Here is a 25,675-nt window from a genome sequence, read left to right as displayed (position 1 = left end):
GAAGCGGGTCAGTGCCCGACGACGATGACGAGGATGCCGCCGACGACCGCCGCCGCGCACAGCGCGAAGCATGCGTAGGCGCCGACCAGCGCCAGGCGTCGCTGCCCCTCGGTGAGCGGGCTCTTGCGCGCCGCCTTCGCCGCCTGCTTCTCGGCCCGCTTGAGCTCCTTCTCGGTGATCACCGTGATGGCGTCGGTGAACTCCGCCGGGCTCACGACCGGGGCGTGCCCGCTGCGCACGAGCAGACGAAGACCGAGGGCGTAGAACGTGACGATGGCGACCGCACCGATCATCGCCGCGGCGAAGACCAGGAGGAACGCGCTCCAGTCGATGGAGACGATCATTCGCCCTGCTCCTTCCGTGCGCGGGCCTCGGTGTCGACCGCGGCGCCCGCCTTCGCCTGGGCCTTGGCGTCGGCCTTGACCCTCGCGTCCGCCTTCGCATCGGCCCGGGCATCCGCCTTGGCCTGCTTGCGCGCCTTCGCCTCGGCCTTGGCCTGCTGGATGCGCTGCTGACGACGCGTGGGCGGCGGCACCTCGGCCACCTCGACGGCGAGTCCGGACTCGGCGACATCGCTCATGGCGTTCGCCGGCGTGACGGCGTCACGGCGCGAACGCAGGAACAGACCCAGGATGATCGCGAGGGCGAGCACGGCGTCGATCGCGATGCCCCACCCGCCGAGCCACAGCGCGATGAGGGCGGCCAGGGCGCCCACCGCGCCCGCGGCCGGGAGCGTGAGCACCCAGCCGATGGCGATGCGACCGGCGGTCCGCCAGCGAACCGTCGACCCACGCCGGCCGAGGCCGGATCCGATGACCGATCCCGAGGCGACCTGCGTGGTCGAGAGGGCGAAGCCGAAGGCGCTCGACGCGAGGATGGTCGCCGACGTGGCGCTCTCGGCCGAGAAGCCCTGCGCGGGCTTCACCTCGGTGAGTCCCTTGCCGAGCGTGCGGATGATCCGCCAGCCGCCCAGGTAGGTTCCCAGCGCGATCGTCACCGCGCAGGCGATGATGACCCACAGATACGGGTCGGCCTGATCGGCGTTCTGCCACCCCACCGTGATGAGGGCGAGGGTGATGACACCCATCGTCTTCTGGGCGTCGTTGGTGCCGTGCGCGAGGGCGACGAGCGAAGACGTGAAGATCTGCCCCCACCGGAATCCGTCGCGGCCGTCGGGCTTGCCGTCGTAGCGACGGGTGATCGAGTACGCGGCCTTGGTCGCGACGAAGGCGATGACGCCCGCCGTGAGCGGTGCGATCAGCGCCGGCAGGATGATCTTCGACAGCACCATCCCGAAGTCGATGCCCTGCACGCCGACGCCGACGAGCGTGGCGCCGATGAGGCCGCCGAAGAGCGCGTGCGACGAGCTCGAGGGCAGCCCGAGGAGCCAGGTGAGCATGTTCCAGGTGATCGCACCGATGAGTCCCGCGAAGATCATCGGCAGGAAGACTTCGGCTTGGATGCCCTCCTCGTGGATGATGCCGTGGGAGACCGTCTTCGACACCTCGGTCGACAGGAATGCCCCGACGAGATTCAGCGCGGCGGCGAGGAGGACGGCGGTCTTGGGCTTCAGGGCTCCCGTCGCGATCGGCGTCGCCATCGCGTTCGCCGTGTCGTGGAATCCGTTCGTGAAGTCGAAGAAGAGTGCCAGCAGGATCACCAGCACGACGATGAGGGCTGCGGTTTCCACCGTTCGCTTTCGGTCGTTGAGGAAGAGGGAGATGTCGACGGGATCGACGTGACGAACGAAGAGTTCACCGTGGGTTTTACTTCCGTTTACCGGCCCCGGTAAATGATCCCACCGTCCCCCGCGCCGGTCAACTCGACTGGGATAGCGTGGAACGGTGAGCAACGCCCCCATCGCAGACCGCCGCCCCACCCCTCGCACGCACCACGGCGACACGTTCGACGACCCGTACGAGTGGCTCCGCGAGAAGGAGTCCGCCGAGGTCATCGCGCATCTCGAGGCCGAGAACGCGCACACCGAGGCCGAGCTGGCGCACCTCAACGCACTCCGCGAGACGCTCTTCCAGGAGATCAAGGGGCGTGTGCAGGAGACCGATCTCTCGGTCCCGACGCGTCGGGGCGAGTGGTGGTACTACAGCCGCACCGAGGAGGGAGCGCAGTACGGCATCCACTGCCGTGCCGCGGCCGTCGCCGACGATTGGACGCCTCCGGTCCTCGAGCCCCGCGTTCCGGTTCCGGGCGAGGTCGTGCTGCTCGACGGCAACGTCGAGGCCGAAGGACACGAGTTCTTCTCGCTCGGCGCGTTCGACACGAGCGACGATGCCCGCATGCTGCTGTGGTCGACCGATTTCGAGGGCGACGAGCTCTACACGGTGCGCGTGCGCGACCTCTCGACGGGAGAGACGCTGCCCGACGAGATCCCGAACACGGGCGGCGCTTTCTTCACCCCCGACGGCACGGCGGTGATCTACACCACCCGCGACGACGCCTGGCGTCCGGACACTCTGTGGTTGCACCGCCTCGGTACCCCGGTGTCCGACGACGTGCAGCTCTTCCACGAGCCCGACGAGAAGTACTGGCTCGGCGCCGGGATCACCCGCAGCCGCCGGTACCTCGTGATCGGGGTCGGTTCGAGCATCACGAGCGAGGAGTACCTCGTCGACCTCGAGGGCGACCTGACGGCCGCACCGCGGGTCGTCTGGCCGCGCGTCGAGGGCGTCGAGTACTCCCTCGAGCACGCGATGGTCGACGGCGAAGACCGTCTGCTCATCCTCCACAACGACGGAGCTCTCGATTTCGAGCTCGTCTCGGTGTCTGCCGACGACCCGCAGGGGGCCCGGCGGACGGTGCTCCCCCACACCCCCGGTCGGCGACTCCTCGGCGTCGATGCCTTCCGCGACTTCGCGACGGTCGAATACCGCGCCGAGGGCTTAGAGCGCGTCGGACTGCTCGACTACGCCACCGGAGCGGTCGATGACATCGCCTTCGACGAACCGCTCTATTCGGCCGGCGTGAGCGGCAACCCGGAGTGGCACTCCCCCTTCCTCCGCCTCGGCTACGCCTCGTTCGTCACTCCGGGCACCGTCTACGACCTCGACCTGAGCACGCGCGAACTCGTCCTGCGGAAGCGCGCCGTGGTCCTCGGCGGCTACGACCCGGCGCACTACGGCCAGCGGCGCGAATGGGCCGTCGCACCCGACGGCACCCGCATCCCGATATCGCTCGTGTGGAAGAACGCGTTCGGCGAGCCCGGCGCAGCCCCGCGGCCCGTGCACCTGTACGGGTACGGATCGTACGAGCACTCGATCGACCCCGGCTTCTCGGTCGCGCGGTTGTCGGAGCTCGACCGCGGTGTCGTGTTCGCCGTCGCCCACGTGCGCGGCGGCGGCGAGATGGGCCGGCAGTGGTACGAAGACGGCAAGCTGCTGCACAAGCGCAACACGTTCACGGACTTCGTCGCCTGCGCCGAGCACCTCGTCGGAGCGGGCATCGCGGCTCCCGATCGCCTGGTCGCCGAAGGCGGGAGCGCGGGCGGGCTGCTCATGGGCGCAGTCGCGAACCTCGCGCCCGAGGTGTTCACGGGCATCCTCGCAGCGGTGCCGTTCGTCGACGCGCTCACGACGATCCTCGACCCGTCACTGCCGCTGACGGTGATCGAGTGGGACGAGTGGGGCGACCCGCTGCACGACCCCGAGGTCTACGCCTACATGAAGTCGTACTCGCCCTACGAGAACGTCCGCGACGGGGCGCGCTACCCCCGCATCCTCGCCGTCACCTCGCTCAACGACTCCCGCGTGCACTACGTCGAACCGGCGAAGTGGGTGGCGCGTCTGCGAGAGGCCGGCGCAGCGGATGTGCTCCTGAAGTGCGAGATGGTGGCAGGTCACGGCGGCGTCAGCGGCCGTTACAACTCGTGGCGTGAGCGCGCCTTCGAACTCGCCTGGCTGCTCGAGACGCTCGGCCTCGCCGACTGACCGGACGGACCGGCCGATCGGTCGAACCGGCCGGCGCGTGTCGGCCGGTTCAGCCGAAGAGGGCAGCAGCCTCGTCGTAGCGACTGCGCGGAACGGTGTTCAGTTCGCCCAACGCCTCGGCGAACGGCACGCGCACGATGTCGGTGCCGCGGAGCGACACCATCTGGCCCCAGGACTCGTCGGTCAGGGCATCGGCGGCGTGCAGCCCCAGTCGCGTGGCAAGCACGCGGTCGAAGCCCGACGGCGAGCCGCCCCGCTGGATGTGGCCGAGAACCGTGGAGCGCGTCTCGATGCCGGTGATGCGTTCGATCTCCGGAGCGAGGACCTCGCTGATCCCACCCAGGCGCGGGCGGTTGAACGCGTCGAGGCCCTTGTCGCTGTAGGCCGTCTCCATGCCCGTGAGCGTGAAGCCCTCCGAGACGACGACGAGCGGCGCGCGCCCGCGGTCGTGCGCACTCGACACGAGCGCGCAGATCTCGTCGATCGACATCGGCACCTCGGGGATGCAGATCACATGGGCACCCGCGGCCATCCCGGCGTGCAGTGCGATCCATCCGACATGGCGCCCCATGACCTCGGCGACCATGCAGCGCTGATGCGAGTCGCCCGTCGTGCGGAGGCGGTCCATCGCGTCGGTCGCGATGTTGACCGCCGTGTCGAAGCCGAAGGAGTAGTCGGTCGCGCGCAGGTCGTTGTCGATGGTCTTCGGCACGCCGATGACGTTGATGCCGTCGTTCGCGAGACGGTTGGCCGCGGCGAGAGTGCCCTCTCCGCCGATCGCCAGGATGCCGTCGATGCCGTGCGCGGCGAGCGTCTTCGCGATGTTCTCGGCACCGCCGCGCGGACCCTCGTACGGGTTGGTCCGGCTGGTGCCGAGGATGGTGCCGCCGACCTTGGAGAGCCCCTTCACCTCATGTCGGGTCAGGGGGAAGAAGTCTGCGTCGACCACACCGCGCCAGCCGTCGCGGATGCCGACGAACTCCATGTCGTAGGTCTCCGTGCCCTTCAGCACGACGCCGCGGATGACCGCGTTGAGTCCGGGGCAGTCGCCGCCGCTCGTGAGGATGCCGATCTTCATGCTGCTGCCTTCGGGGGTTCGGGGAGGTACGGGACGCGGCGACGCTGCCTGCGATCGACACTAGCGGCAAGCGTCGTCCGGGCGCCATTCGGGGCGCGCGAAAACGAGCGATTTTGACGGCCCGTGCGCGATGGGGTGGCCTGGAAACGCAGAATCGCGCTTCCTCGGCCCCGAGAGGCCGGAAGAAGCGCGATTCTTAACGTGATTCAGGCACCGCCGAGCGCGTGGCGGAGGAGGTGCATGAGGGCTCCGAGCTGCACGGGCTCCGCCGCGACCTCGTCGAGCGCCTCACCGTCGAGGGCGCGCGCCGCGAGCCCCTGCTTCTGATCGATGAGCTCGGCGATCTTCGCGTCCACCGTGTGCGCGGCGATGATGCGCCAGGCCGTGACGGGTTCGTCCTGACCGATGCGGTGCACGCGGTCGATCGCCTGGGTCTGCTCCGCCGCCGTCCACGACAGCTCGGCGAGCACGACGTTCGAGGCAGCCTGGAGATTCAGCCCCACGCCGGCGGCCGTGAGCGAGCACACCGCGATCCCGACCTGCGGGTCGCCGTTGAAGTCGTCGATCGCCTGCTGACGAGCGGTGGTCGACTGATCGCCGCGGATCGACACCGAGCGGATGCCCGCCGACGCGAAGTGCGCCTCGGCCTGGTCCATCACATCGATGTGCTTGGCGAAGAACACGACCTTGCCGACCGAGCGCTGCAGCTGAGCCGCGTAGTCGGCCGCCAGATGCGCCTTCGCCTGGCCGATGCGGCGGACCATGGTGAAGACGTTGTCGCCGCCGGTCCCCGCGGACTTCGACTCCTCGAGCTCGTTCTGCGCGACGAGACGCACGATGTCGTCGTCGATCTCGCCGGGTGCGAGGCCGCGGTCCCCGCGCGCCTCGATGATGCGGCGATACCGAGCGGCGAGGCGCTCCCCCAGCTCGCGCTCGGCCTGACGGATGCTCCGACCGAACTCGTCGTCGAGCTGCACCGGCAGGTCGGCGATGAGCTTGTCGGGGAGGTCGGCCGCGACGTCCTTCTTCTTGCGCCGCACGATGCCCATCGAGATGACGGCATCTCGCGCCTCGGGATAGAACGCCTTGTCGGCCGGAGTGAACCCGGTGGCGTCGAGCTTCTCCATGAGCTCGGGCCCGGGCTTCTCGCCGTTGGTCCACCCGAGGAAACGCCAGATCGCGTCGAAGTCCTCGACGTCGTTGATAAGCGGCGTTCCCGTGAGCGCCAGCATCAGCGGGTTGCCGCCCGGTGTGCGCTCGCGCACGCGAGAGGCCAACGACAGCACGTTCTGCGAGCGCTGCGACGACAGGTTCTTGATGAAGTGGGCCTCGTCGACGACCATGCCGCGCAGGCCGATCGACGCGAGCCACGACAGGTGACGGTCGAGGATCTCGTAGTTGACGATGAAGATGTCGGCGAAGGCGTCGATGTCGTCGCCGTCGCCCTGGATGACGGTGGCGCGCCGCTGCGGCGTCCATCGCTCGACCTCGCGGGCCCAGTTCATCTTCACGACGTTCGGCACCACCACGAGCAGCGGGTACGCCCCCGCCACGGAGGCGGCGAGGACGGACTGGGCCGTCTTGCCGAGACCGGGCTCGTCGGCGAGCAGGAAGCTCCGATGCCCCTGCCGCACGGCCTCGAGGAAGCGAGACTGGTGCACCATGAGCTCGCGGCCCTTCGGCGACACATGGTCGTACTCGGGGACCGGCGGAAGGTCCATGCTGGCCGCGGAGCCGCCCGCTCCGCTCTCGAACGCCTTGTAAAGGGGGCCCATGAGCTCCCAGCCGTCGAGACGTCGTCGCGGCGTCGATGTGGCGCGCGGGGTGAGATCCGGGGCCAGGAAGGGATTCGCCAGCTGGCGGGACTCGACCGAGGGCGGCGTCACCTGCCGCTCGGCGATCGCGGCGGGCACGACCGGCACCTGGATCGGTGCGATGTCGGCGATGATCAGCTCCTCGGGCGGCAGCTCGGCCCCCGATTCCAGCAGCCAGTCGCGGCGCATGCGCTTGGCGACCGGCGAGGTGGCCTGGTCGGCCTCCAGCAACTGGATGAGCGAGGTGTCGCGTGCGGCCGTCTTGGCGAGGATCGTCGCGACGCCGTCGAGTCGCTTGAGCAGCTCGACGCGCGCCGCATCAGCGAGCTCGGCATCCGCCTTGACCCTGGCGCGCTCCTCGCGCACGAGGAAGGCGATCACCTGGAACTTGACGCGGTTCGTCGGTCCCAGCTTGCCGCGCTGGGACTTCGCCTCGATCTCGCGCACCTTGCGCGCGAGGATCGGGATGAGGGGCGCCTCGTCATCACGACGGGACGACTTCTTGCGCCGCGATGCGGCGGGTGCCGTGGTCGGCATGCTCCTCCTGAGCCTGAAGGCCGGACCATCTGGGAGGACCCGGCGTTCTCGATGTCCGCGTGTGGCACGAGCCAGGACCGTGCGGACGGTAGATCTCCGCCTCCGACGGTGACGAGCGAGACGCCCGAGGACCGCAGGAAGCTGCACCCACTCTACGCCATCCGGGCGGGATGCGGCGGGCATTCGCCGCGCGGCGTGCTCAGGCCTTCGTGTCGCGCAGCACGCGCTCGGCGTCGTCGACGTCTGCCGCCATCTGCTGCTTGAGCTTCTCGATGCCCTCGAACGCCACCATGCCGCGCAGCCGCTCGACGAACTCGACCGTCACATCGTGGCCGTACAGGTCGAGGCCCGTCTCGCCCACCACGTGCGCCTCGACCTGGCGCTCGAGCACATCGTCGAACGTCGGATTCGTCCCCACCGAGATCGCCGACGGATGCCGGATCCCGGTGTCGTGGTCGACCAGCCATCCCGCATAGACGCCGTCGGCCGGCACGAAGGCATCGACGATCGGCGACAGGTTCGCCGTCGGGAATCCGAGTTCACGTCCGCGTTTCAGACCGTGCACGACGACGCCGCGAACATCGGGGAATCGTCCGAGCACGCGCGACGCCGCCACCACGTCGCCCGCCATGAGCAGCTCGCGGATCCACGTCGACGACACCCGCCGGTCCGACCCCTCGAGGTACACATCGTCGACGACCTCGACCGTGAAGCCGTACCGCGGCCCCAACGTGCGCAGCAGGTCGGGCGTTCCGGCGCCGCGATGGCCGAACCGGAAGTCCTCGCCCACGAGGACCGTCGACACCCCCAGCGCGTCGACGAGGATCCGCGAGACGAAGTCCTCGGCGCTCAGGGCGGCCAGCTCCTCGTCGAAGGTGAGCAGCAGCGTCGCGTCGAGCCCCAGCTCGCCCAGGAGTTCGATCTTGCGCGAGACCGTCACCACGTTCTCCGGGCAGCGGTCCGGCCGCAGCACGGCGAGCGGGTTGCGGTCGAACGTGACGGCGACGGATCGGGCGCCGCTCTCGGCCGCGCGCTCCTCGAGGCGGCGGATCACGGCGCGGTGACCGGCGTGCACCCCGTCGAACTTGCCGATCGCCACGACGCTCGGACCGAAGTCGTGCGGCACCTCGGACGGGTCGCGGAAGACGATCACGCCGGCACCTCGGTGCCCGCGTTCACCGGAGCGGGACGGTGCGTGCGCAACCACCAGATGCCGAAGACCGGCAGCACGAGCGGGATGAACAGGTATCCCCGCCCGAAGAGCGACCACACGGTCTCGTGCTGGAACAACTCGGGGAGCACCAGGCTCAGCGCGCCCACCACCAGCACCCCGGTCAGCTCGAAGACGATGGCGACCCAGGCCACCGTGTACCACCCGCGACGGCGGGCGAGCACGAGGGCGAGCGTCGCGAGGATGTACACCACGGCGGCGAGAGCCGAGAGGGAGTAGGCGAGCGGTGCCTCGTCGAACCGGCGGACGATCTGCACGAAGCTGCGGCCGGTCGCCGCGAGCGCCATGACGGCGTAGACGATCACGAGGACGCGGCCGATGCCGGTCATCCTGGTGGTGGGGGCGGAGGTGCTCATAGCGCATTCCATCCTAGATGCGCGCGGCGCACCGCTCGCCCGCATGCGAGCGGGGTCAGGCGACCTGCACGGTCCAGATGACGTGCATCCGCCAGACCATGACGGCGATGGCCATCGCTGCCACACCGAGGATCACGGTGCTCCATCGGCTGCGCTCCATCAACGCCCAGAGCACGGCGCCGATCGGCAGCAGCGCGGCGGACACCAGGTAGACCCAGAACTCGAGAAGATCACCGGTGGGCGGGTTCCCGGCGAGCGGAGCGACGATCGCGATCACGATCTGCGCGACGAGCAGCACCTCGACGACCGCGAGGGCACCGACCGACCAGTCGCTGGGCCGGCGACCGGCGAGGCCAGCGACCACGCAGAACAGGCCGGCAGCGATCGCGACGGCCAGCTGCACGAGGGTGAACCACAGGATCATCGGGCCACCTCCGGCATGTTCATGGCGCTCTTGATGTCGGCGCCGCGCTTCTCCACCACTCCGACGAGCACTCCCTCGTCGTCGATGGCGGCCGCCTGGCCCCCCTCCAGACGCTCTGCCGCACCGGGCAGGCGTTTGCCGTGGCGCAGGTCGCGGGCCTCGTCGCCGGACACTTCGAGCGACGGAAGGACGCGGACGGCCGCGGCTGCGGGGGTGAGCAGAGGCGCGCCGTCGAGGGCGTCGATGCCGACGGCATCCGCCACGTCGAACGCCCCGACGCGCGTGCGTCGCAGCGCGGTGAGGTGACCGCCGACGCCGAGCGCGGCACCGAGGTCGCGCGCCAGAGACCGGATGTACGTCCCCGATGAGCATTCGACGACGACGTCCAGATCGCGGAAGCCGTCGGTCGCGCGGTCGTCGGTGACGTCGAAGCGGGAGACGACGACGTCGCGGGCGGCGAGAACGACCTCCTCCCCCGCGCGCACACGGTCGTAGGCGCGACGACCATCGACCTTGATCGCCGACACCGAACTGGGAACCTGCGAGATCGCGCCGGTGAGCGCGCCGATCCCCTGAGCGACGCGCTCGTCCGTGACGGATCCCCACGCATCGGGCGCCGCGCGATCGACGATGTCGCCGTCGGCATCGTCGGTCGTGGTGGTCGCGCCGAGACGGATCGTCGCCTCGTACGTCTTGTCCGCGCCGACGATGTACGTGAGCAGACGGGTCGCGCCTTCGACACCGATCACGAGCAGCCCTGTCGCCATGGGGTCGAGCGTGCCGGCGTGGCCCACCTTGCGCGTGCCGAGGGCGCGACGTGTGCGCGCGACGACGTCGTGGCTGGTGAGCCCTGCGGGCTTGTCGACGAGGAGGATGCCGGGCGAAACCATCCCTCCAGCCTACGGCGACGGACGCCTGGCCCGCGTCCCACTGCAGGCTCGCATACGCTGGAGGGGATGCCTGCTACCGAGACGACCCCCGGACGGATTCCGGCGTCGGCGCTCGGCGATTGGTATCGCTCCGCCGCCCGCGACCTGCCGTGGCGTCGCACGGCGTTCCATAACGATTTCGGCGCGTGGGGCGTGCTCGTGAGCGAGTTCATGCTGCAGCAGACCCCGGTGGCCCGCGTCATCCCGCTCCTCGACGCGTGGCTCGCCCGGTGGCCGACGCCGACGGCTCTCGCCGCTGCGTCCGGAGCCGACGTCGTGCAGCAGTGGGCCAACCTCGGCTACCCGCGTCGCGCGCTGTGGCTGCACCGCGCCGCCCAGGAGATCGTCCGGCTGCACGACGGCCGCGTCCCCTCCGACGTCGACGCACTGCTCGCGCTGACGGGGATCGGTGATTACACCGCACGCGCCGTCTCGGTCTTCGCCTACGGGGAGCGCCACCCCGTGGTCGACACCAACACCCGGCGGGTGCTGGCGCGTGCCGTCGAGGGGCGCGCGCATCCCTCCGCCGCGTCCCGCCGCGACCTCGTTCTGATGGAGTCGCTGCTCCCCGCCGACGACCGGGAGGCCGCGGTGTTCAACGCCGCCGCAATGGAGCTCGGCGCCACCATCTGCACCGCCCGCGCCCCTCGATGCGAGAGCTGCCCCCTCGCCGCGTCCTGCGCCTGGCTCGCCGACGGCCGGCCGGACACCCCCGACACGCGGCGGCGACAGGCCGGCTACGAGGGGTCCGACCGGCAGGCCCGCGGCGCGGTGCTGCGCATCCTCCGCGAGGCGGATGCAGCCGTGTCGCTCGAGCGCATGCTGCCCGATTGGCCGGACCCGCTCCAACGCGACCGCGCCATCGACTCGCTCATCGCCGACGGACTCGCCGAGGCCGAAGACGGGCTGCTCCGCCTGCCCAGGTGAACCCGCTAGAGCAGCCGTCCCATGCGGTGGGCGCGCACCGTCAGCTCGACGCGCGACCGCACGCCCAGTTTCGTGAACGCCCGGCCGAGATGCACCTCGACTGTGCGCACCGAGATCGAGAGGGCGTGCGCGATGTCGCGGTTGGGTGCGCCGGCGGCGGCCCGCATCGCGACATCCAGCTCGCGTGCGGTGAGATACGGCGCCCACGCGGCACGTGACGCGGCGAGCGGGTCGGCCACGGACGAGGGCAGCCCGACGAGCCGGTCGAGACGACGCTCGGTCGCGACCTGCCACGCCCGCGCACCACTCAGCTCGAACAGCCGCGACGCCGCACGCAGATGCTCGCCCGCATCCGCATCCTCGCCCGCCACCGCGCAGCGCACACCGAGCATCGCCTCCACGCGGGCACGGAGGAACGGAGAGGCGATCCCTCGCGCGGCATCCGCGATGTCGCTCCGCTCGGCCGTCCACCGCGCCTCGGGGACGGCCGCGATCCCTTGCAGCAACCTCTGCGTCTCACGCATATCGGGCGGGGCGATCATCGGCCTCTCGTCGTCGGGCGTCGACGGGCCACCGACCTCCTCCAGGCCGGGCACCGCCAGGGTCGGTCCCGCATTCCCCGTGTCGCGCCATAACCGTGACGATTCGGCGGCGGCGGTGAAGTCGCCGGCGAGAAAACGTTCGATGGCCCGGTCGAGCAGCACGTCGATCCGTCGCGGCGGGGGCAGCGCGGCGGTGAGCGCCGCGGCCACCGGTCCGACGTGTCCGAGCACCGCGAGGTCGAGGCGTCTGGCGAGCACGACGCCGAGTCCCGCGAACGGCACCGAGATCGGATGCGACTGCGCCGCAGCGAGCAGCCGGTCGCGCGCGGTGGAGACGTCTCCCCGCCAGAGGATCAGGAGGGCATGCGCGACCGCGCGATACGCGGCCACGACGGGACTGCGCTCGAAACCCTCCACGAGCGGATCCACGTCGCCGCCGAGGGACGCGCCGTGGGCCAGCAGACGGATGCCGTCGTCCACCCTGCCTTCGACCGCGGCCGTCAGGGCGCGGAGAAGCACGCCGGTCACCGGTCCGGTCCCCCGCGCCTCCGGAGCGTCCGGCTCGCCGAGGAGCATCCAGCTCAACGCCACGGTGGGGTCTCCCAGTGAGCGCTCGACGCCGACGCGGGCGGCGGACTCGTGCAGGATCCCCGCCCACCGACGCATCCCCCGCCGGTCGCCGCGCTCAGCGCAGAGCGCCGCGGCTAGGGCGGCAGCTCGGGCCGACGCGTACCAGTCCTCAGCGGCGTCGGAGCGAGGACGAATGGTCGCGGGGTCGATGCTCGGCACCGATCCATGGAGGTGGGCCTGAGCGATGACGAAGGCGGCGAGACCGCGGAGGCGGAATGTCTCCGCCCCCTCCGACATGAGGGGCGCCAGCCAGCCGCTCGCCTCTGCCGCGTACCCTCCGGCGACGGCGGCCGCGCCGGCGACCTGCCGCGCCTCGTCGAGGACCGCCCCGTTCGCGTGCGCGGCGGCCTCGCGGGCGAGCAGGAGGGCACGATCGCTGCGACCCGCTTCGGATTCCCCCCTCGCCGCCCCGACCAGGGTGGCCGCAACGGATGCGTCGGCGTGCAGGCTCGCCCGCGCCCGGTGCCAGGCCGCCGCGGTCGTACGACCGCGAGCCTGGAACACCCGGTGCAGCTGCTCGTGGATCAGGGCGGCCTCGGACGCCGGGGTCCTCTCGGCGATCCAGGGGGCGAGCCTCCGGTCGGCCAGGCGGATGCGACCCGCGCGAAGTTCGACGAGGTCGCCGATCGCCGAGCGACCGACCTCCGCCGCATCCCGGCCGTCGAGGGCGAGCAGCGGTTCGAGCTCGTCGTTGAGCACAACGGAGAGGGCGAACAGCAGAACGCGATCGCGCGTCGTCAGATCGAGGGACCGGAATGCCTGCGTGATCGCCGGCGTCGCAGGGAGCGGAGACGGCAGCGGCGCGAGCCCATTGCGCTGCGTCGAGGTCAGTCGCGCCGCGACCTCCACGATCGCCCGGTCGTCGTCCTCCACCTCGACGCGAAGGCGGGCGAGCACATGCGGCGCGCAGGGCGTGCCCAGGTCGCTCAGACGCCGCAACAGCGCGCCGACGTCGTCCGTCGGCGCGCTGTACGAATTCACGGTTGCCTGCATGACGTGCCCCTCGCCGAGGCGGGAGTCCTCCCGCCTCGGCGAAGCTAGCAATCATGCAGCCGGATGCCGGTCATCGGCAGCCGATATACCCTACGCGTCTCCGCGCGGTCGCCGACCCTTACGCGTCGTCTTCCTCGTTGCGCACGTACGGGTCTGAGTCGCCGGCGTGCGAGGCGGAGGAGGCGAGCTTGGCGACCTCCGCGTCGCGCTCCTGCGCCTCACGCAGCAGAGCCGTGATGTGGTCGGCGTTCTCCGGCAGTGCATCCAGGATGAACTCGAGCGTCGGCACGAGACGCGTGCTCAGCTGCCGCCCCACCTCACTGCGCAGCATGCCCGTCGCCGAGGCGAGCGCCGCGCCGCTGGCGATGCGCTCCTCTTCCGTGCCCAGCACCGTGTAGAACACGGATGCGTGCTGGAGGTCGCCGCTCACCCGCACGTCGGTGATCGTCACGAATCCGAGCCGCGGGTCGCGCAGCCCCTTCTCGAGCCGCTCCGCGAGGATCACGCGGATCCGGTCGGCGAGGCGTGCCTGTCGTTCTCCAGCCATGCTTGGTTCTCTCTCTTCCACCGCCGCAGCGGCTCAGGACTGTAGCGGAGGCGATGGATGCCATCGGGATAGTCGGGGTCTTGGGGGTTCCCGTTTTCCCAATGGCATCCATCGCCGGAGCGACTGAACGAGGATCAGCCGCGAGGCTTCTCCACCATCTCGGTGGTCTCGATCTCGTCGCCGATCTGGATGTCGTTGTACTTGCCGAGGCCGATACCCGCCTCGAAGTCCGTGCGGACCTCGGTGACGTCGTCCTTGAACCGGCGCAGCGACTCGATCGCCAGACCGTCGGCGATGACCACACCGTCGCGGATGACGCGTGCCTTCGCGTTTCGCGTGATCGTTCCCGACCGCACGATGACACCGGCGATGTTGCCGAACTTCGAGGAGCGGAACACCTCGCGGATCTCGGCGACACCCGACTGGACCTCTTCGAACTCCGGCTTGAGCATGCCCTTGAGGGAGTTCTCGATCTCGTCGATCGCGTTGTAGATGACCGAGTAGAACCGGATGTCCACGCCCTCGCGGGAGGCCCGCTCGCGCGCCTTCGTGTCGGGACGGACATTGAAGCCCACGATGATCGCGTTGTCGATCGTCGCCAGGTTCACATCGGACTCCGTGATCGCACCCACACCACGGTGGATGATGCGCAGCTGCACCGAGTCATCGACCTCGATCTTGAGCAGCGACTCCTCGAGCGCCTCCACGGCACCCGAGACGTCACCCTTGATGATGAGGTTGAGCGACTCGACCTTGCCCTCTTCGAGAGCACGGGTGAAGTCCTCGAGCGAGATGCGCTTGCGGGCCTTGGCCAGCTGGGCGTTACGCTCGACGGCCTCACGCTTCTCGGCGATCTGACGGGCCATGCGGTCTTCCTCGGTGACGATGAACACGTCACCGGCGCGGGGCACCGAGTTCAGACCCTGCACCTGCACGGGACGCGACGGGTAGGCCTCGAGGACCTGCTCGCCGTTCTCGTCGGCCATCGCACGCACGCGGCCATAGGCGGTGCCGGCGACGATCGCGTCTCCGACGCGGAGCGTTCCGGACTGGATGAGCACCGTGGCGACCGAACCGCGGCCCTTGTCGAGCTTCGCCTCGATGGCGACACCGCGAGCGGCCTTGTTCGGGTTGGCGGTGAGGTCCAGACCCGCGTCCGCCGTGAGCAGCACGGCGTCGAGGAGCTCCTGGATGCCGGAACCGGCGCGAGCCGACACGTCGACGAACATGACGTCTCCGCCGTACTCCTCGGCGACCAGTCCGTACTCCGTCAGCTGCTGACGCACCTTGGCCGGGTTGGCCTCGGGCTTGTCGACCTTGTTGACCGCGACGACGATCGGCACGTTCGCCGCCTGCGCGTGATTCAGGGCCTCGACCGTCTGCGGCATGATGCCGTCGTCCGCCGCGACCACGAGGATCGCGAGGTCGGTCACCTGCGCACCACGGGCACGCATGGCCGTGAAGGCCTCGTGACCCGGGGTGTCGATGAAGGTGATGGCGCGCTCGATGCCCTCGTGCTCGGTCCACACCTGGTACGCACCGATGTGCTGGGTGATGCCGCCGGCCTCGCCCTCGATGACGTTGGTCTGACGGATCGCATCGAGCAGGCGCGTCTTACCGTGGTCGACGTGACCCATGACGGTGACGACCGGGGGACGGATCTCGAGGTCGTCCTCGCTCTCCTCCTCCAGCTCCTTCTCGAGGTCGAGACCGAAGCCCTCGAGGAGCTCCTTGTCCTCGTCCTCGGGCGAGACCATCTGGATCTTGTATCCGAGCTCCTCGCCGAGCACCTCGAAGGTGGCCTCGTCGAGCGACTCGGTGGCCGTGGCCATCTCGCCCAGGTTGAAGAGGATGGTGACGAGCGTGCCCGGCTGCACGGTGTAGCCGGTCAGCGTCTCGATCTTGTCGGCGAAGTCCGCGATCGATGCGCCGCGGCGCATGCGGATGATCTCCCCGTTACCGCGGGTGACGTTGACGCCACCGACGACCGGGGCGCTCCGCATCTCGAACTCTTGCCGCTTCGCCCGCCGCGACTTGCGCTGCTTGCTCTTGCCGCCGCCCTTACCGAAGGCACCGGCGGTGCCACCACCGGGACCACGGCCACGACCGCCGCCCCCACCGGGACGACCGGCGAAGCCACCACCGGGGCGCGCGCCGGCACCGGGACCGCCACCGGCACCGCCGGGACGACCGGGACCGCCGGGACGCTGCTGGAACGGTGCGCCGGGGCGACCGCCCTGACCGCCGCGGGGTGCACCCGGACGGGGCGAGCCCGGACGCGGGGCGCCGGGACGCGGGGCACCGGGGCGAGGCGCCTGCGGACGCGGGATGTTGCCGGGCGTGGGACGCTGGCCCATACCCTGCGCCGAGGCGAAGGGATTGTTGCCGGGGCGCGGGCCCGCGGGACGCTGCCCCATGCCCTGCGCCGACGAGAACGGGTTGTTGCCGGGGCGCGGAGCGCCCGGCTTGGGAGCACCCGAGTCGCCGGGCTTGGGTGCCGCGGGGGTCGGAGCGCTGGGCGCGGCGGGAGCCGCCGGGCCGGGGGTGGGTGCCGCGGATGCTTCGGCGGCCGGAGCCGCGGGAGCCTCAGCGGCCGGGGCGGCGGGAGCCGCCGGCGCGGGCTTGGGACCGGGCTTCGGGCCCGGGGTCGGCCCGGACTTCGCCGCCGGCTTCGCGGCAGCGGGCTTCGCGGCCGGAGCGGCTTCCGCTCCGCCCTTGAGCGAGGGGTCGGCCTCGATCGCCGCGCGCAGCTTGCGGGCGACGGGAGGCTCGACGGTGGACGAGGGGCTCTTGACGAATTCGCCGAGCTCCTTCAGCTTCGCAAGTGCGACCTTGCTGTCGACGCCGAGTTCAGCGGCGATCTCGTGTACGCGTGGTTTACCAGCCACAATTCTCCTGTCTGGGGCGGTCTGCCCAGACAGGGCAGACCATTAGTCGCGGACGGGTCTCATTTCGAGCCGTTCACTTTGTTTCCATAGCCGTTCAGCCGTTTCTCGATGGTCTGCGTGTCCACTGCGGCGGACACACGGAGTGCTCGTCCGAAAGCACGGCGCCGCAGCGCGGCATCCATGCATTCCTGCGTCGGATGCACCCACGCGCCCCTCCCCGGCAGGACGGCTCGTTCGTCGATGACGAGGATGTCGTTCTGGGACACCACCCTGATCAGGGCGGAGCGGGAAGCACGCGTGCGGCAACCGACGCACGTTCGTACGGGTTCCATCTTACACCTGGGATTCATCGGGATCCGCACGCGCGGTGCGCGTCGGACGGCCCTCGGACGCTCAGTCGAGCACGCTGTCCGGCTGGATGTCGATCTTCGCACCGGTCAGCTTCGCGGCGAGGCGGGCGTTCTGGCCCTCCTTGCCGATGGCGAGCGACAGCTGGTAGTCGGGGACGAGGGCGCGGACGGCCTTCGTCGTCGCGTCGAGGATGAACGAGCTGGTCACCTTCGCGGGCGAGAGCGCGTTCGCGACGAACGCCGCGAGCTCCGGGTGGTGGTCGACGATGTCGATCTTCTCCCCGTTGAGCTCCTCGGTGACGGCCCGCACGCGGCGTCCGAGCTCACCGATGCAGGCGCCCTTGGCATTGATGGCGGGATCGTTCGCGCGCACCGCGATCTTGGTGCGGTGACCCGCCTCCCTGGCCAGCGAGACGATGTCGACCAGTCCTGCGGCGATCTCGGGGACCTCGAGCGCGAACAGCTTGCGAACGAGACCCGGGTGGGTGCGCGAGACGGTGATCTGCGGACCCTTGAGCCCCTTCGCCACACTGGTCACGTACACGCGCAGGCGCGCGCCGTGCGGGTACTCCTCGCCGGGCACCTGCTCCTCGGGAGGAAGGATCGCCTCGACCGAGCCGAGGTCGACGTGGATCATCTTCGGGTTCGGTCCCTGCTGGATCACGCCGGCGACGATGTCGCCCTCCTTGCCGCGGAACTCTCCGAGCACCGCGTCGTCGGCGATGTCGCGCAGACGCTGGCTGATGACCTGCTTGGCCGCGAACGCCGCGATGCGGCCGAAGTCGCTCGGAGTGGCGTCCTCCTCGCCGACGACCGCGCCCTCGTCGTCGGTGACCGGCTGCAGCACCGCGACGTGACCGGTCTTGCGGTCGAGGTCCACGCGCACACCCTCGGGGAGGTCGCCCTCCGCGGAGATGTGCTTGGAGTACGCGGTCAGGATCGCCTGTTCGATGATGGAGACGAGCTCGTCGAAGGGGATGCCCTTCTCCTTCTCGATCCCTCGCAGCAGACTCAGTTCGATGTCCATGACGGCCTCCCTATTCAGCTCTCGTCGCGCGGAAACATCACGCGCCACATCCGTACAACGATACCGTGCCGCGGCGCGGGCCGCCACGCGGCATCAGCGCCCGGCGGCGGAGGGCAGCGCGTTCACCCCGCGGATCAGCTGGAAGAGGTTGCCGACCTCGCGCTGACCGAGGTGCAGAGCGAGTCGCGGAAGGTCGAGAGCGTCGCCGTCGGCGACCTCGGGCGCGCCCGGTTCGGCGCGCTCGATCCGCCCCTCCGACACGAGCGCGGCGAAGTCGTCGTTCAGTCGGGCGATCTCGTCGTCGGTGGGCACATGACGCAGACGCAGCACGAGCCGGTCGCCGATCCACCGCAGCGAATGGTAGTTGCGCCAGAAGCCGGTGATCTCGGCCCGCGCCTCCTCCACCGAGTCGGTCACGAGCACCCGATCGAAGTCGCCCGGTGAGATCACGCCCGCCGGCGCGAGGTGCTCGTCGATGAAGTCCTGCAGCCCCTGCCAGAACCCTCCGCCGGTCTGGTCCAGCAGCACGATCGGCATCGGCTCGGCCTTCCCCGTCTGCTGCAGCGTGAGCAGCTCGAACATCTCGTCGAGCGTGCCGAAACCGCCGGGCAGGCAGATGAAGCCCTGCGACTCCTTCATCAGCATGAGTTTGCGCGTGAAGAAGTACTTCATCGCCACGACCTGATCCTGCCCCGTGACGATGCCGTTGGGCTTCTCCTCGAACGGCAGCCGGATCGAGACGCCGAGCGACAGCGCGGGACCGGCCCCCTCCGCGGCGGCCTGCATGATGCCGGGCCCGGCGCCGGTGACGACCATCCAACCGTCGGTCGCCAGCGCGGCCGCCATGTCCCGCGCACGCACGTACAGCGGATCGTCGGTGCGCGTGCGCGCCGAGCCGAAGACGGTGACCTTGGGCACGCCGTGGAACGGGGCGAACAGGCGGAAGGCGTCGCGCATCTCCGCGAGAGCCGCCGAGGCGATCTTGAGGTCGAGTCGGCTCGTGCCGTCCTCGCCCAAGAGGATGGCCGTGCGCAGCATGCGCATCACCAGCCGACGATCGGTGTGCACGCCCGCCTCGTCGAGGACGGCGTTGATCTCGGCGCTGAGCGCCTGCGGGAGCGGTTCGTCGATCATGCCCCCAGCGTGTCACGCCGCGCCCGAGAAGCTCGACCCGCAACGCCGCGGGCGGGAGCAGCGGGGGGCGCGGCCCGGCCGCACTCCCCGCGCCCCGCGATCAGCGTGCGGTCAGTCGCGCGAGAGCCTCGTCGACCGAGACGGCGTCGCGCACTCCCCCGGCGCGATCCCACAGCTCGACCTGACCGTCGGCGGCCCCGCGGCCCACGACGACGATCCACGGGACACCGACCAGCTCGGCGTCTCCGAACTTCACCCCGGGCGAGACCTTGGGGCGGTCGTCGTAGAGCACGTCGAGTCCCGCGGCCTCCAGCGACGCCGACAGCTCGGTCGCGACGTCGAACGCGACCTGATCGCGTCCGGCGGCCACGACCTGCACGTCGAACGGTGCGACGGACGTCGGCCAGATCAGGCCCTTCTCGTCGTTGTTCAGCTCGGCGATGATCGCGAGGATGCGGGTCACGCCGATGCCGTACGAGCCCATCGTGACCGTGACGAGCTTGCCGTTCTCGTCGAGCACCTTGAGTCCGAGCGCCTCGGCGTACTTGCGGCCGAGCTGGAAGACGTGACCGATCTCCATGCCGCGCGCGAGCTCCACGGGACCCGAGCCGTCCGGGGCGGGGTCGCCGGCGCGGACGTTCGCGATCTCGACGATGCCGTCGGCCTCGAAGTCCCGGCCCGCGACGACCGAGTGCGCGTGCTTCTGGTCGATGTTCGCGCCGGTGATCCAGCTCGTGCCCTCGCTCACGCGCGGATCCACGAGATAACGGATGCCCGTGGCGGATTCCTCACCGAGCACCGCGCCGGTGGGCGACCACGGACCGATGTACCCCTTCACCAGGAGCGGGTTGTTCTCGAAGTCCTCGGCCGTCGCCGTCGTGACCTCGGCCGGCGCGAACGCGACCTCCGCACGCTTCTCGTCGACCTCGCGGTCGCCGGGGATGCCGACGACGACGAGCTCGCGGGTGCCGTCGAGGTGGGTGAGCGCCAGCACGACGTTCTTCAACGTGTCGGCGGCGGTGTACTCGCCGCCGAGCACGGCGTTCGCGTGCGCGACGAGCGTCTCGATGGTCGGCGTGTCGGGCGAGTCGAAGATCACCGGGGTTGCGTCGGCGTCGAACGGGATCGCCTCCGGCACCGCGGTCGTGAACGCCTCGACGTTCGCGGCGTACCCGCCCGCGCTGCGGACGAAGGTGTCCTCGCCGACCGGCGTGGGGTGCAGGAACTCCTCGCTGCGGGAGCCGCCCATCGCTCCGGCATCCGCCTGCACGATCGCGTACTCGAGCCCGAGGCGCTGGAAGATGCGCTCGTAGGCGTCGCGCTGGGCCTGATAGCTGGCGTCCAGGCCTGCGTCGGAGGAGTCGAAGGAGTAGGCGTCCTTCATCGTGAACTCCCGACCGCGGAGCAGACCGGCGCGCGGGCGGGCCTCGTCGCGGTACTTGTCCTGGATCTGGTAGATCGTCAGAGGGAGATCCTTGTACGACGAATAGAGGTCCTTCACGAGCAGCGTGAACGCCTCTTCATGCGTGGGGGCGAGGAGATAGTCGCCGCCCTTCCGGTCCTGCAGGCGGAACAGCAGGTCTCCGTACTCGTCCCAGCGGCCGGTCGCTTCGTACGCCTCGCGGGGCATGAGGGCCGGGAAGTGCACCTCCTGCGCGCCGGCGTTCGCCATCTCCTCGCGCACGACCTTCTCGATGCGCGCCTTGACGCGCAGTCCGAGCGGCAACCAGGCGAAGATGCCGGCTGCCTGCGGGCGGATGTAGCCCGCGCGGATCAGCAGCTTGTGACTGGCGACCTCTGCGCCGGCAGGGTCTTCGCGGAGGGTGCGGAGGAAGAAGTTCGAGAGACGAGTGACCACGGGCCAAGTCTAGTGACCCGCGGTCACCCGCCTCTGCGGTGCGTCGATCAGTTCAATGCCGGGAGACCGGAGGGCACGACGCCGCCCTGGTAGAGGTCCGCGGCGAGCTCCTGCAGCGCGGTCAGAGCGACCCGCTGCGGGAGCGGCCCGTAGGAGATGCGCGCGACGCCCAGCTTCTCGTACTCCGACGCGGCGAGCGCGCCGGGGAGCCCGATCACGCTGACCTTGCGGTCGCCGATCCCTTCGACGAGACGGCGGGTGACGTGCGCGTCGAGGATGCCGGGAACGAACACCGAGGTGGCCCCCGCGTCGAGGAAGGCACGACCGCGCTGGATCGCGTCGGCGATGCTCTCCTCGACGGGACGCGACCCGCCGCGCACGAAGGCGTCTGTACGGGCGTTGAGCGCGAAGGGGACGCCCTCGGCCTCGGCAGCGCGCACGATCGCCTCGACGACGGCGACCGACTCGTCGAGCGGCTTCAGCCGGTCCTCGACGTTCGCTCCGACAATGCCGGCGGCGATGGCGAGGCGCGTGGTCTCGCCCGCGTCACCGTACCCGTCGTCCAGGTCGGCCGTGACGGGCACCGAGACGGATGCGGCGATGCGCCCGACCATGTCGATCATGACGTCGCGCGGTGTCGTGCCGTCGTCGTAGCCGTAGGAGGCGGCGATGCCGTGCCCTGCGGTGGCGATGGCCCGGGTCTCGGGCAGGTTCGCGACGGCGCGCGCGGAGACGACGTCCCACACGTTCACGACGCGGAGGATCTCGGGGGCGTGGTAGAGGTCGACGAGGGTCTGGGCCTTCGATGCGGTGGTCATGCCTTCCACGCTAACGCCCGTCGGCATGCGGCGGGCCGAGGCCGCCCGCCTAGGGTGGACGCATGCCCCAGCGTCGTACGCACGTCTCGTCCTCGGCTTCCCGGACCGAACTCGCCGCGGCGTTGGCCGCGCTCCGCGCCGAGGTGGATGCCCCGCTCGAGTTCCCGCAGGAGGTGCTCGACGAGGCGGGGTCCGCGCACGCGGCATCGGCCGACCGGGATCTGCGGGATGTGCCCTTCGCCACGCTCGACCCCGCCGGTGCCCGTGATCTCGACCAGGCCTTCCACCTCGCGCGGCGCGGCGACGGGTACACGGTGCACTACGCGATCGCGGACGTGCCGGGGTTCGTGCACCCAGGAGGGGCGGTCGATGCGGAGGCTCGTCGTCGCGGACAGACCCTGTACGCCGCGGACGGCACGATCCCCCTGCATCCCCCGGTGCTCAGCGAGGACCGGGTCTCGCTCCTCCCCGGCGTCGACCGGACCGCCCTGGTCTGGTCCTTCGATCTCGACGCTGCGGGTGCCGTCGTCGACACCCGTCTCGAACGCGCGCTCATCCGGTCGCGTGCGCAGCTGGATTATGTGACGACGCAAGCGGCGATCGAACGCGGCGACGCCGGTTTCGCGGAACTGCTGCCGGAGATCGGCCGCCTGCGGCTGGCGCAGGAACGCGAGCGTGGCGGGGCGAGCCTGAACCTCCCGGATGAGGAGATCGTGCGATCGGAGGACGGCGCGTACGCCATCGAACGCCGCCATCCCCTCCCCGTCGAGGACTGGAACGCCCAGCTCTCCCTCATGACGGGTATCGCGGCGGCCGAGATGATGCTCGGCGCGGGCGTCGGCATCCTGCGGACCATGCCCGAGCCCGACGAGGCGGCATTCGAGGCCTTCCGCACGCAGACGCGGGTGCTGGGGCGGCCGTGGGAAGCCGGTCGGTACGGCGAGTACCTCGCGGGACTCGACCGCTCCGATCCCCTGACTCTTCCCGTGCTGCAGGCCGCGGCGGCGCTCTTCCGCGGGGCCGGGTACGTCGCGTTCGACGGGACGGCTCCGACCGAGACGCGCCAAGCGGCGATCGCCGCTCCCTACGCTCACGTGACGGCGCCTCTGCGTCGGCTCGTGGATCGGTGGGGTCTGGCGATCTGCCTCGCCGTCGCCGAGGGGCGGCCCGCGCCGGAGTGGGCTCGGGAGTCGCTGGACGAACTGCCCGCGCTCATGCAGGCGTCCGGTCAGCGCGCCTCGCGCCTGGATACCGCCACAGTGAACGCTGTCGAGGCGGCCCTCCTGCAGCCGCTGGTCGGCAGGGAGCTGTCGGCAACGGTGATCGCGCGGCGCGGCGAGGACCGGGCGACCGTGCAGCTGTCCGACCCGCCGGTGACGGCGACGGCCCCGGTCGCTCCCGACGCACGCGTGGGCGACACGGTGGTCCTGCGGCTGGAGAGCACCGACATTTCCCGGGGCGAGGTGGTGTTCTCGATCTGATCGCCGCTCCGACGGCGCCGGTTGCTCAGGCCGGGGTCGCCGTGGTGGTCATCACGAGCAGCTGCGGGTCGCTCAGGTCGAGCTGTACGCGGATGCCCGCAAACGAGCCGAGCGACTCGACGTGCGTGCCGCCGCAGAGGATGATCGCCTCCCCTTCGGGAAGCACACAGCGCCACCGCCGCCGGTCGGTGATGGTCGGCCCATCGGTCTCGATGCTGCTCGCCGCCGCCGACTCCACCCAGTGCGCGAGCTGGGCGTTGACCCGCTCTTCACGCTCGGCGAGTGTCGCGGCGAAGGTCTCGGTGTCGAAACCGGCGCGTCGCAGACTCTTGCCGAGACGGTACTCGTCGACGCTGCCGTCGGCGTGGATGCGACTGGACTGGTTCGCCCGCCCCTCGAAGTCGGGATTCCCGAGAGCGTCCTCACCCGCGTCCTTCCGCCACAGGTCGGCGAGCGCGAGATCGAGAGCCAGCGAAGCCAGGTGGCACGCGGTGTGCCCGCGACTCAGACCGGCGCGCCGCTCATCGTCGACCTCGAGCCCGACCTGCGCCCCTTCAGCGATCCAGCCCGGAGCGGGGTCATCGAGCAGATGCGCGACGAGCCACACCCAGCCCTCGGTGCCACGGCGCACGGGGATGTCGGTGCCGACGGCGAACTGCCCCTCGGGGCCGACCGCAGCCATGACCGCTTCGGTCACCGGCACGCGCTGGTCTCCCCCGATGATCTCCCCGGCGTCGCCGGGCTGATCGGGCCAGGTGTGGTCGACCGGGTGGAACGGCGTCGATGCGACGACGACCGCCGTCCCCTGAGGGGTGGACTCGACCCGGGTGACGACGCTCTCCCCGCGGGTGGCCCCACCGGCGAACGAGACGAGGGTCGGCTGGATGCTCATCGGCGCGCTCAGGCCGTGACGACCTGTGCGGTGCCGAGAGGGGCCTCGGGTCCCATCTCGTCGGCGAGGCGGTTCGCCTCTTCGATGAGGGTCGCGACGATGTCGGCCTCCGGCACGGTCTTGATGACCTCGCCCTTGACGAAGATCTGCCCCTTGCCGTTGCCGGATGCGACGCCCAGGTCGGCATCGCGGGCCTCGCCCGGGCCGTTCACGACGCAGCCCATCACGGCGACGCGCAGCGGCACGGTCATCTCCTTGAGCCCCTCGGTGACGTCTTCGGCGAGCGTGTAGACATCGACCTGCGCGCGACCGCATGACGGGCACGACACGATCTCGAGTTTGCGCTCGCGCAGGTTGAGCGACTGCAGGATCTGGTGGCCGACCTTGACCTCTTCGGCCGGCGGGGCCGAGAGCGAGACCCGGATGGTGTCGCCGATGCCCTCGCCGAGCAGGATGCCGAACGCCGTGGCGCTCTTGATCGTGCCCTGGAACGCCGGTCCGGCCTCGGTCACGCCGAGGTGCAGGGGCCAGTCGCCCCGCTCCGCCAGCTGGCGGTACGCCTTGACCATCACGATCGGGTCGTTGTGCTTGACCGAGATCTTGAAGTCGTGGAAGTCGTGCTCCTCGAAGAGCGACGCCTCCCAGACGGCGCTCTCGACGAGCGCCTCGGGCGTGGCTTTGCCGTACTTCTCGAGCAGACGGCGGTCGAGCGACCCGGCGTTCACGCCGATGCGCAGCGAGACGCCCGCATCCTGCGCGGCCTTGGCGATCGCGCCGACCTGGTCGTCGAACTTGCGGATGTTGCCGGGATTCACCCGTACCGCCGCGCATCCGGCGTCGATCGCCTGGAAGACGTACTTCGGCTGGAAGTGGATGTCGGCGATGACCGGGATCTGGCTCTTCTTCGCGATGATGTGCAGCACGTCGGCGTCGTCCTGCGAAGGGACGGCGACACGCACGATCTCGCACCCGGAGGCGGTGAGTTCGGCGATCTGCTGCAGGGTGCCGTTGATGTCGGTGGTCTTCGTCGTGGTCATCGACTGCACGCTGACCGGCGCGTCTCCCCCGACGAGCACCTTGCCCACCTTGATCTGGCGGGACTTCCGTCGCGGGGCGAGGACTTCGGGGATCTTGGGCATCCCAAGGTTCACGGCTGGCACATCCTCAGCCTACGCCGCCTGCGCGGGCGAAGGCTGTATACGCACGCATGATCCCCGCCGGCGTCGGAGCATCGCCTCTCGCCCCGTGTGGTAGTTTCGCCCCATGCGCACGAACGTC

General features: G+C 70.3%; 21 protein-coding genes. 3 read left to right on the top strand and 18 right to left on the bottom strand.

Going from position 1 to position 25,675, the window contains the following annotated elements; genetic code table 11:
• Nucleotides 1-8 precede the first annotated feature (8 nt).
• Together RWS82_RS03390 and RWS82_RS03385 are read right to left on the bottom strand one after the other, a co-directional pair.
• Nucleotides 9-344: a peptidase gene (locus RWS82_RS03390; RefSeq protein WP_314646913.1), complete on the bottom strand. Its 336-nt coding sequence runs from the start codon at nucleotides 342-344 to the stop codon at nucleotides 9-11.
• Nucleotides 341-1,690, bottom strand: coding sequence for an anion permease (locus tag RWS82_RS03385; RefSeq protein WP_314646910.1), 1,350 nt, complete (start codon nucleotides 1,688-1,690; stop codon nucleotides 341-343). Before RWS82_RS03385 ends, RWS82_RS03390 begins: the two co-directional genes overlap by 4 nt.
• A 154-nt stretch (nucleotides 1,691-1,844) precedes the next feature.
• Between RWS82_RS03385 and RWS82_RS03380 the strand changes: the two genes are divergently transcribed.
• Complete coding sequence (locus RWS82_RS03380) at nucleotides 1,845-3,941, top strand: S9 family peptidase (RefSeq protein ID WP_314646907.1); 2,097 nt, start codon at nucleotides 1,845-1,847, stop codon at nucleotides 3,939-3,941.
• A 49-nt stretch (nucleotides 3,942-3,990) separates the two neighbouring features.
• On the opposite strand, the gene RWS82_RS03375 is transcribed toward RWS82_RS03380, so the two are convergent.
• The 6 genes from RWS82_RS03375 to truB all read right to left on the bottom strand — a co-directional run bounded on the left by RWS82_RS03375 (nucleotide 3,991) and on the right by truB (nucleotide 10,271).
• A complete protein-coding gene (locus RWS82_RS03375; RefSeq protein WP_314646904.1) occupies nucleotides 3,991-5,019 on the bottom strand; it encodes a 6-phosphofructokinase in 1,029 nt (342 codons plus the stop codon).
• Nucleotides 5,020-5,225: 206 nt separating this feature from the next.
• Complete coding sequence (locus RWS82_RS03370) at nucleotides 5,226-7,370, bottom strand: DEAD/DEAH box helicase (protein ID WP_314646902.1); 2,145 nt, start codon at nucleotides 7,368-7,370, stop codon at nucleotides 5,226-5,228.
• 199 nt (nucleotides 7,371-7,569) lie between these two features.
• Entirely contained in the window at nucleotides 7,570-8,523 is a 954-nt protein-coding gene (locus RWS82_RS03365; RefSeq protein ID WP_314646899.1) for a bifunctional riboflavin kinase/FAD synthetase, read from the bottom strand.
• Nucleotides 8,520-8,957 carry a hypothetical protein gene (locus tag RWS82_RS03360; protein ID WP_314646898.1) on the bottom strand — a complete coding sequence of 146 codons (438 nt, stop codon included), beginning with the start codon at nucleotides 8,955-8,957 and terminating at the stop codon, nucleotides 8,520-8,522. The genes RWS82_RS03365 and RWS82_RS03360 overlap by 4 nt, the downstream gene beginning before the upstream one ends.
• A gap of 55 nt (nucleotides 8,958-9,012) precedes the next feature.
• Nucleotides 9,013-9,381 carry a hypothetical protein gene (locus tag RWS82_RS03355; RefSeq protein WP_314646896.1) on the bottom strand — a complete coding sequence of 123 codons (369 nt, stop codon included), beginning with the start codon at nucleotides 9,379-9,381 and terminating at the stop codon, nucleotides 9,013-9,015.
• Nucleotides 9,378-10,271, bottom strand: coding sequence for a tRNA pseudouridine(55) synthase TruB (gene truB / locus RWS82_RS03350; RefSeq protein WP_314646895.1), 894 nt, complete (start codon nucleotides 10,269-10,271; stop codon nucleotides 9,378-9,380). Before truB ends, RWS82_RS03355 begins: the two co-directional genes overlap by 4 nt.
• 66 nt (nucleotides 10,272-10,337) lie before the next feature.
• On the opposite strand from truB, the gene RWS82_RS03345 reads away from it, so the two are divergent.
• The gene (locus tag RWS82_RS03345; protein WP_314646893.1) at nucleotides 10,338-11,237 is read left to right on the top strand and encodes an A/G-specific adenine glycosylase; all 900 of its coding nucleotides are present in this window, start codon (nucleotides 10,338-10,340) and stop codon (nucleotides 11,235-11,237) included.
• 5 nt (nucleotides 11,238-11,242) lie between these two features.
• Here the strand turns inward: RWS82_RS03345 and RWS82_RS03340 are convergent, their stop codons facing one another.
• From RWS82_RS03340 to RWS82_RS03305, 8 genes are all read right to left on the bottom strand, one after another.
• On the bottom strand, nucleotides 11,243-13,402 hold the full coding sequence (locus RWS82_RS03340; protein ID WP_314646891.1) for a LuxR C-terminal-related transcriptional regulator: 2,160 nt from the start codon (nucleotides 13,400-13,402) through the stop codon (nucleotides 11,243-11,245).
• Nucleotides 13,403-13,520: 118 nt separating this feature from the next.
• Entirely contained in the window at nucleotides 13,521-13,949 is a 429-nt protein-coding gene (gene rbfA, locus RWS82_RS03335) for a 30S ribosome-binding factor RbfA (protein ID WP_314646889.1), read from the bottom strand.
• 134 nt (nucleotides 13,950-14,083) lie between these two features.
• Nucleotides 14,084-16,837 carry a translation initiation factor IF-2 gene (gene infB / locus RWS82_RS03330; RefSeq protein WP_314646888.1) on the bottom strand — a complete coding sequence of 918 codons (2,754 nt, stop codon included), beginning with the start codon at nucleotides 16,835-16,837 and terminating at the stop codon, nucleotides 14,084-14,086.
• A 59-nt stretch (nucleotides 16,838-16,896) separates the two neighbouring features.
• Nucleotides 16,897-17,169 carry a YlxR family protein gene (locus tag RWS82_RS03325; RefSeq protein WP_314646886.1) on the bottom strand — a complete coding sequence of 91 codons (273 nt, stop codon included), beginning with the start codon at nucleotides 17,167-17,169 and terminating at the stop codon, nucleotides 16,897-16,899.
• 61 nt (nucleotides 17,170-17,230) lie between these two features.
• A complete protein-coding gene (gene nusA, locus RWS82_RS03320) occupies nucleotides 17,231-18,214 on the bottom strand; it encodes a transcription termination factor NusA (protein WP_314646883.1) in 984 nt (327 codons plus the stop codon).
• Nucleotides 18,215-18,307: 93 nt separating this feature from the next.
• Nucleotides 18,308-19,348: a TIGR00730 family Rossman fold protein gene (locus tag RWS82_RS03315; RefSeq protein WP_314646880.1), complete on the bottom strand. Its 1,041-nt coding sequence runs from the start codon at nucleotides 19,346-19,348 to the stop codon at nucleotides 18,308-18,310.
• Nucleotides 19,349-19,448: 100 nt separating this feature from the next.
• Entirely contained in the window at nucleotides 19,449-21,206 is a 1,758-nt protein-coding gene (locus RWS82_RS03310; protein WP_314646877.1) for a proline--tRNA ligase, read from the bottom strand.
• A 47-nt stretch (nucleotides 21,207-21,253) separates the two neighbouring features.
• The gene (locus RWS82_RS03305; RefSeq protein WP_314646876.1) at nucleotides 21,254-22,024 is read right to left on the bottom strand and encodes an isocitrate lyase/phosphoenolpyruvate mutase family protein; all 771 of its coding nucleotides are present in this window, start codon (nucleotides 22,022-22,024) and stop codon (nucleotides 21,254-21,256) included.
• 62 nt (nucleotides 22,025-22,086) lie between these two features.
• Here RWS82_RS03305 and RWS82_RS03300 point away from each other — a divergent pair, with 62 nt between their 5' ends.
• Entirely contained in the window at nucleotides 22,087-23,505 is a 1,419-nt protein-coding gene (locus RWS82_RS03300; RefSeq protein ID WP_314646874.1) for an RNB domain-containing ribonuclease, read from the top strand.
• A 25-nt stretch (nucleotides 23,506-23,530) separates the two neighbouring features.
• Here the strand turns inward: RWS82_RS03300 and RWS82_RS03295 are convergent, their stop codons facing one another.
• Together RWS82_RS03295 and ispG are read right to left on the bottom strand one after the other, a co-directional pair.
• The gene (locus RWS82_RS03295) at nucleotides 23,531-24,397 is read right to left on the bottom strand and encodes a hypothetical protein (protein WP_314646873.1); all 867 of its coding nucleotides are present in this window, start codon (nucleotides 24,395-24,397) and stop codon (nucleotides 23,531-23,533) included.
• An 8-nt stretch (nucleotides 24,398-24,405) separates the two neighbouring features.
• Nucleotides 24,406-25,536 (bottom strand): flavodoxin-dependent (E)-4-hydroxy-3-methylbut-2-enyl-diphosphate synthase, encoded by a 1,131-nt coding sequence (gene ispG, locus RWS82_RS03290; protein ID WP_314648172.1) that lies wholly within the window; start codon nucleotides 25,534-25,536, stop codon nucleotides 24,406-24,408.
• Nucleotides 25,537-25,675: the final 139 nt, after the last annotated feature.

It is taken from the genome of uncultured Microbacterium sp., from assembly GCF_963528945.1.
Classification (GTDB): Bacteria; Actinomycetota; Actinomycetes; order Actinomycetales; family Microbacteriaceae; genus Microbacterium.
Note: the sequence above shows the minus strand (reverse complement) of the source record. Positions and strands in the feature narration are given on the sequence as shown.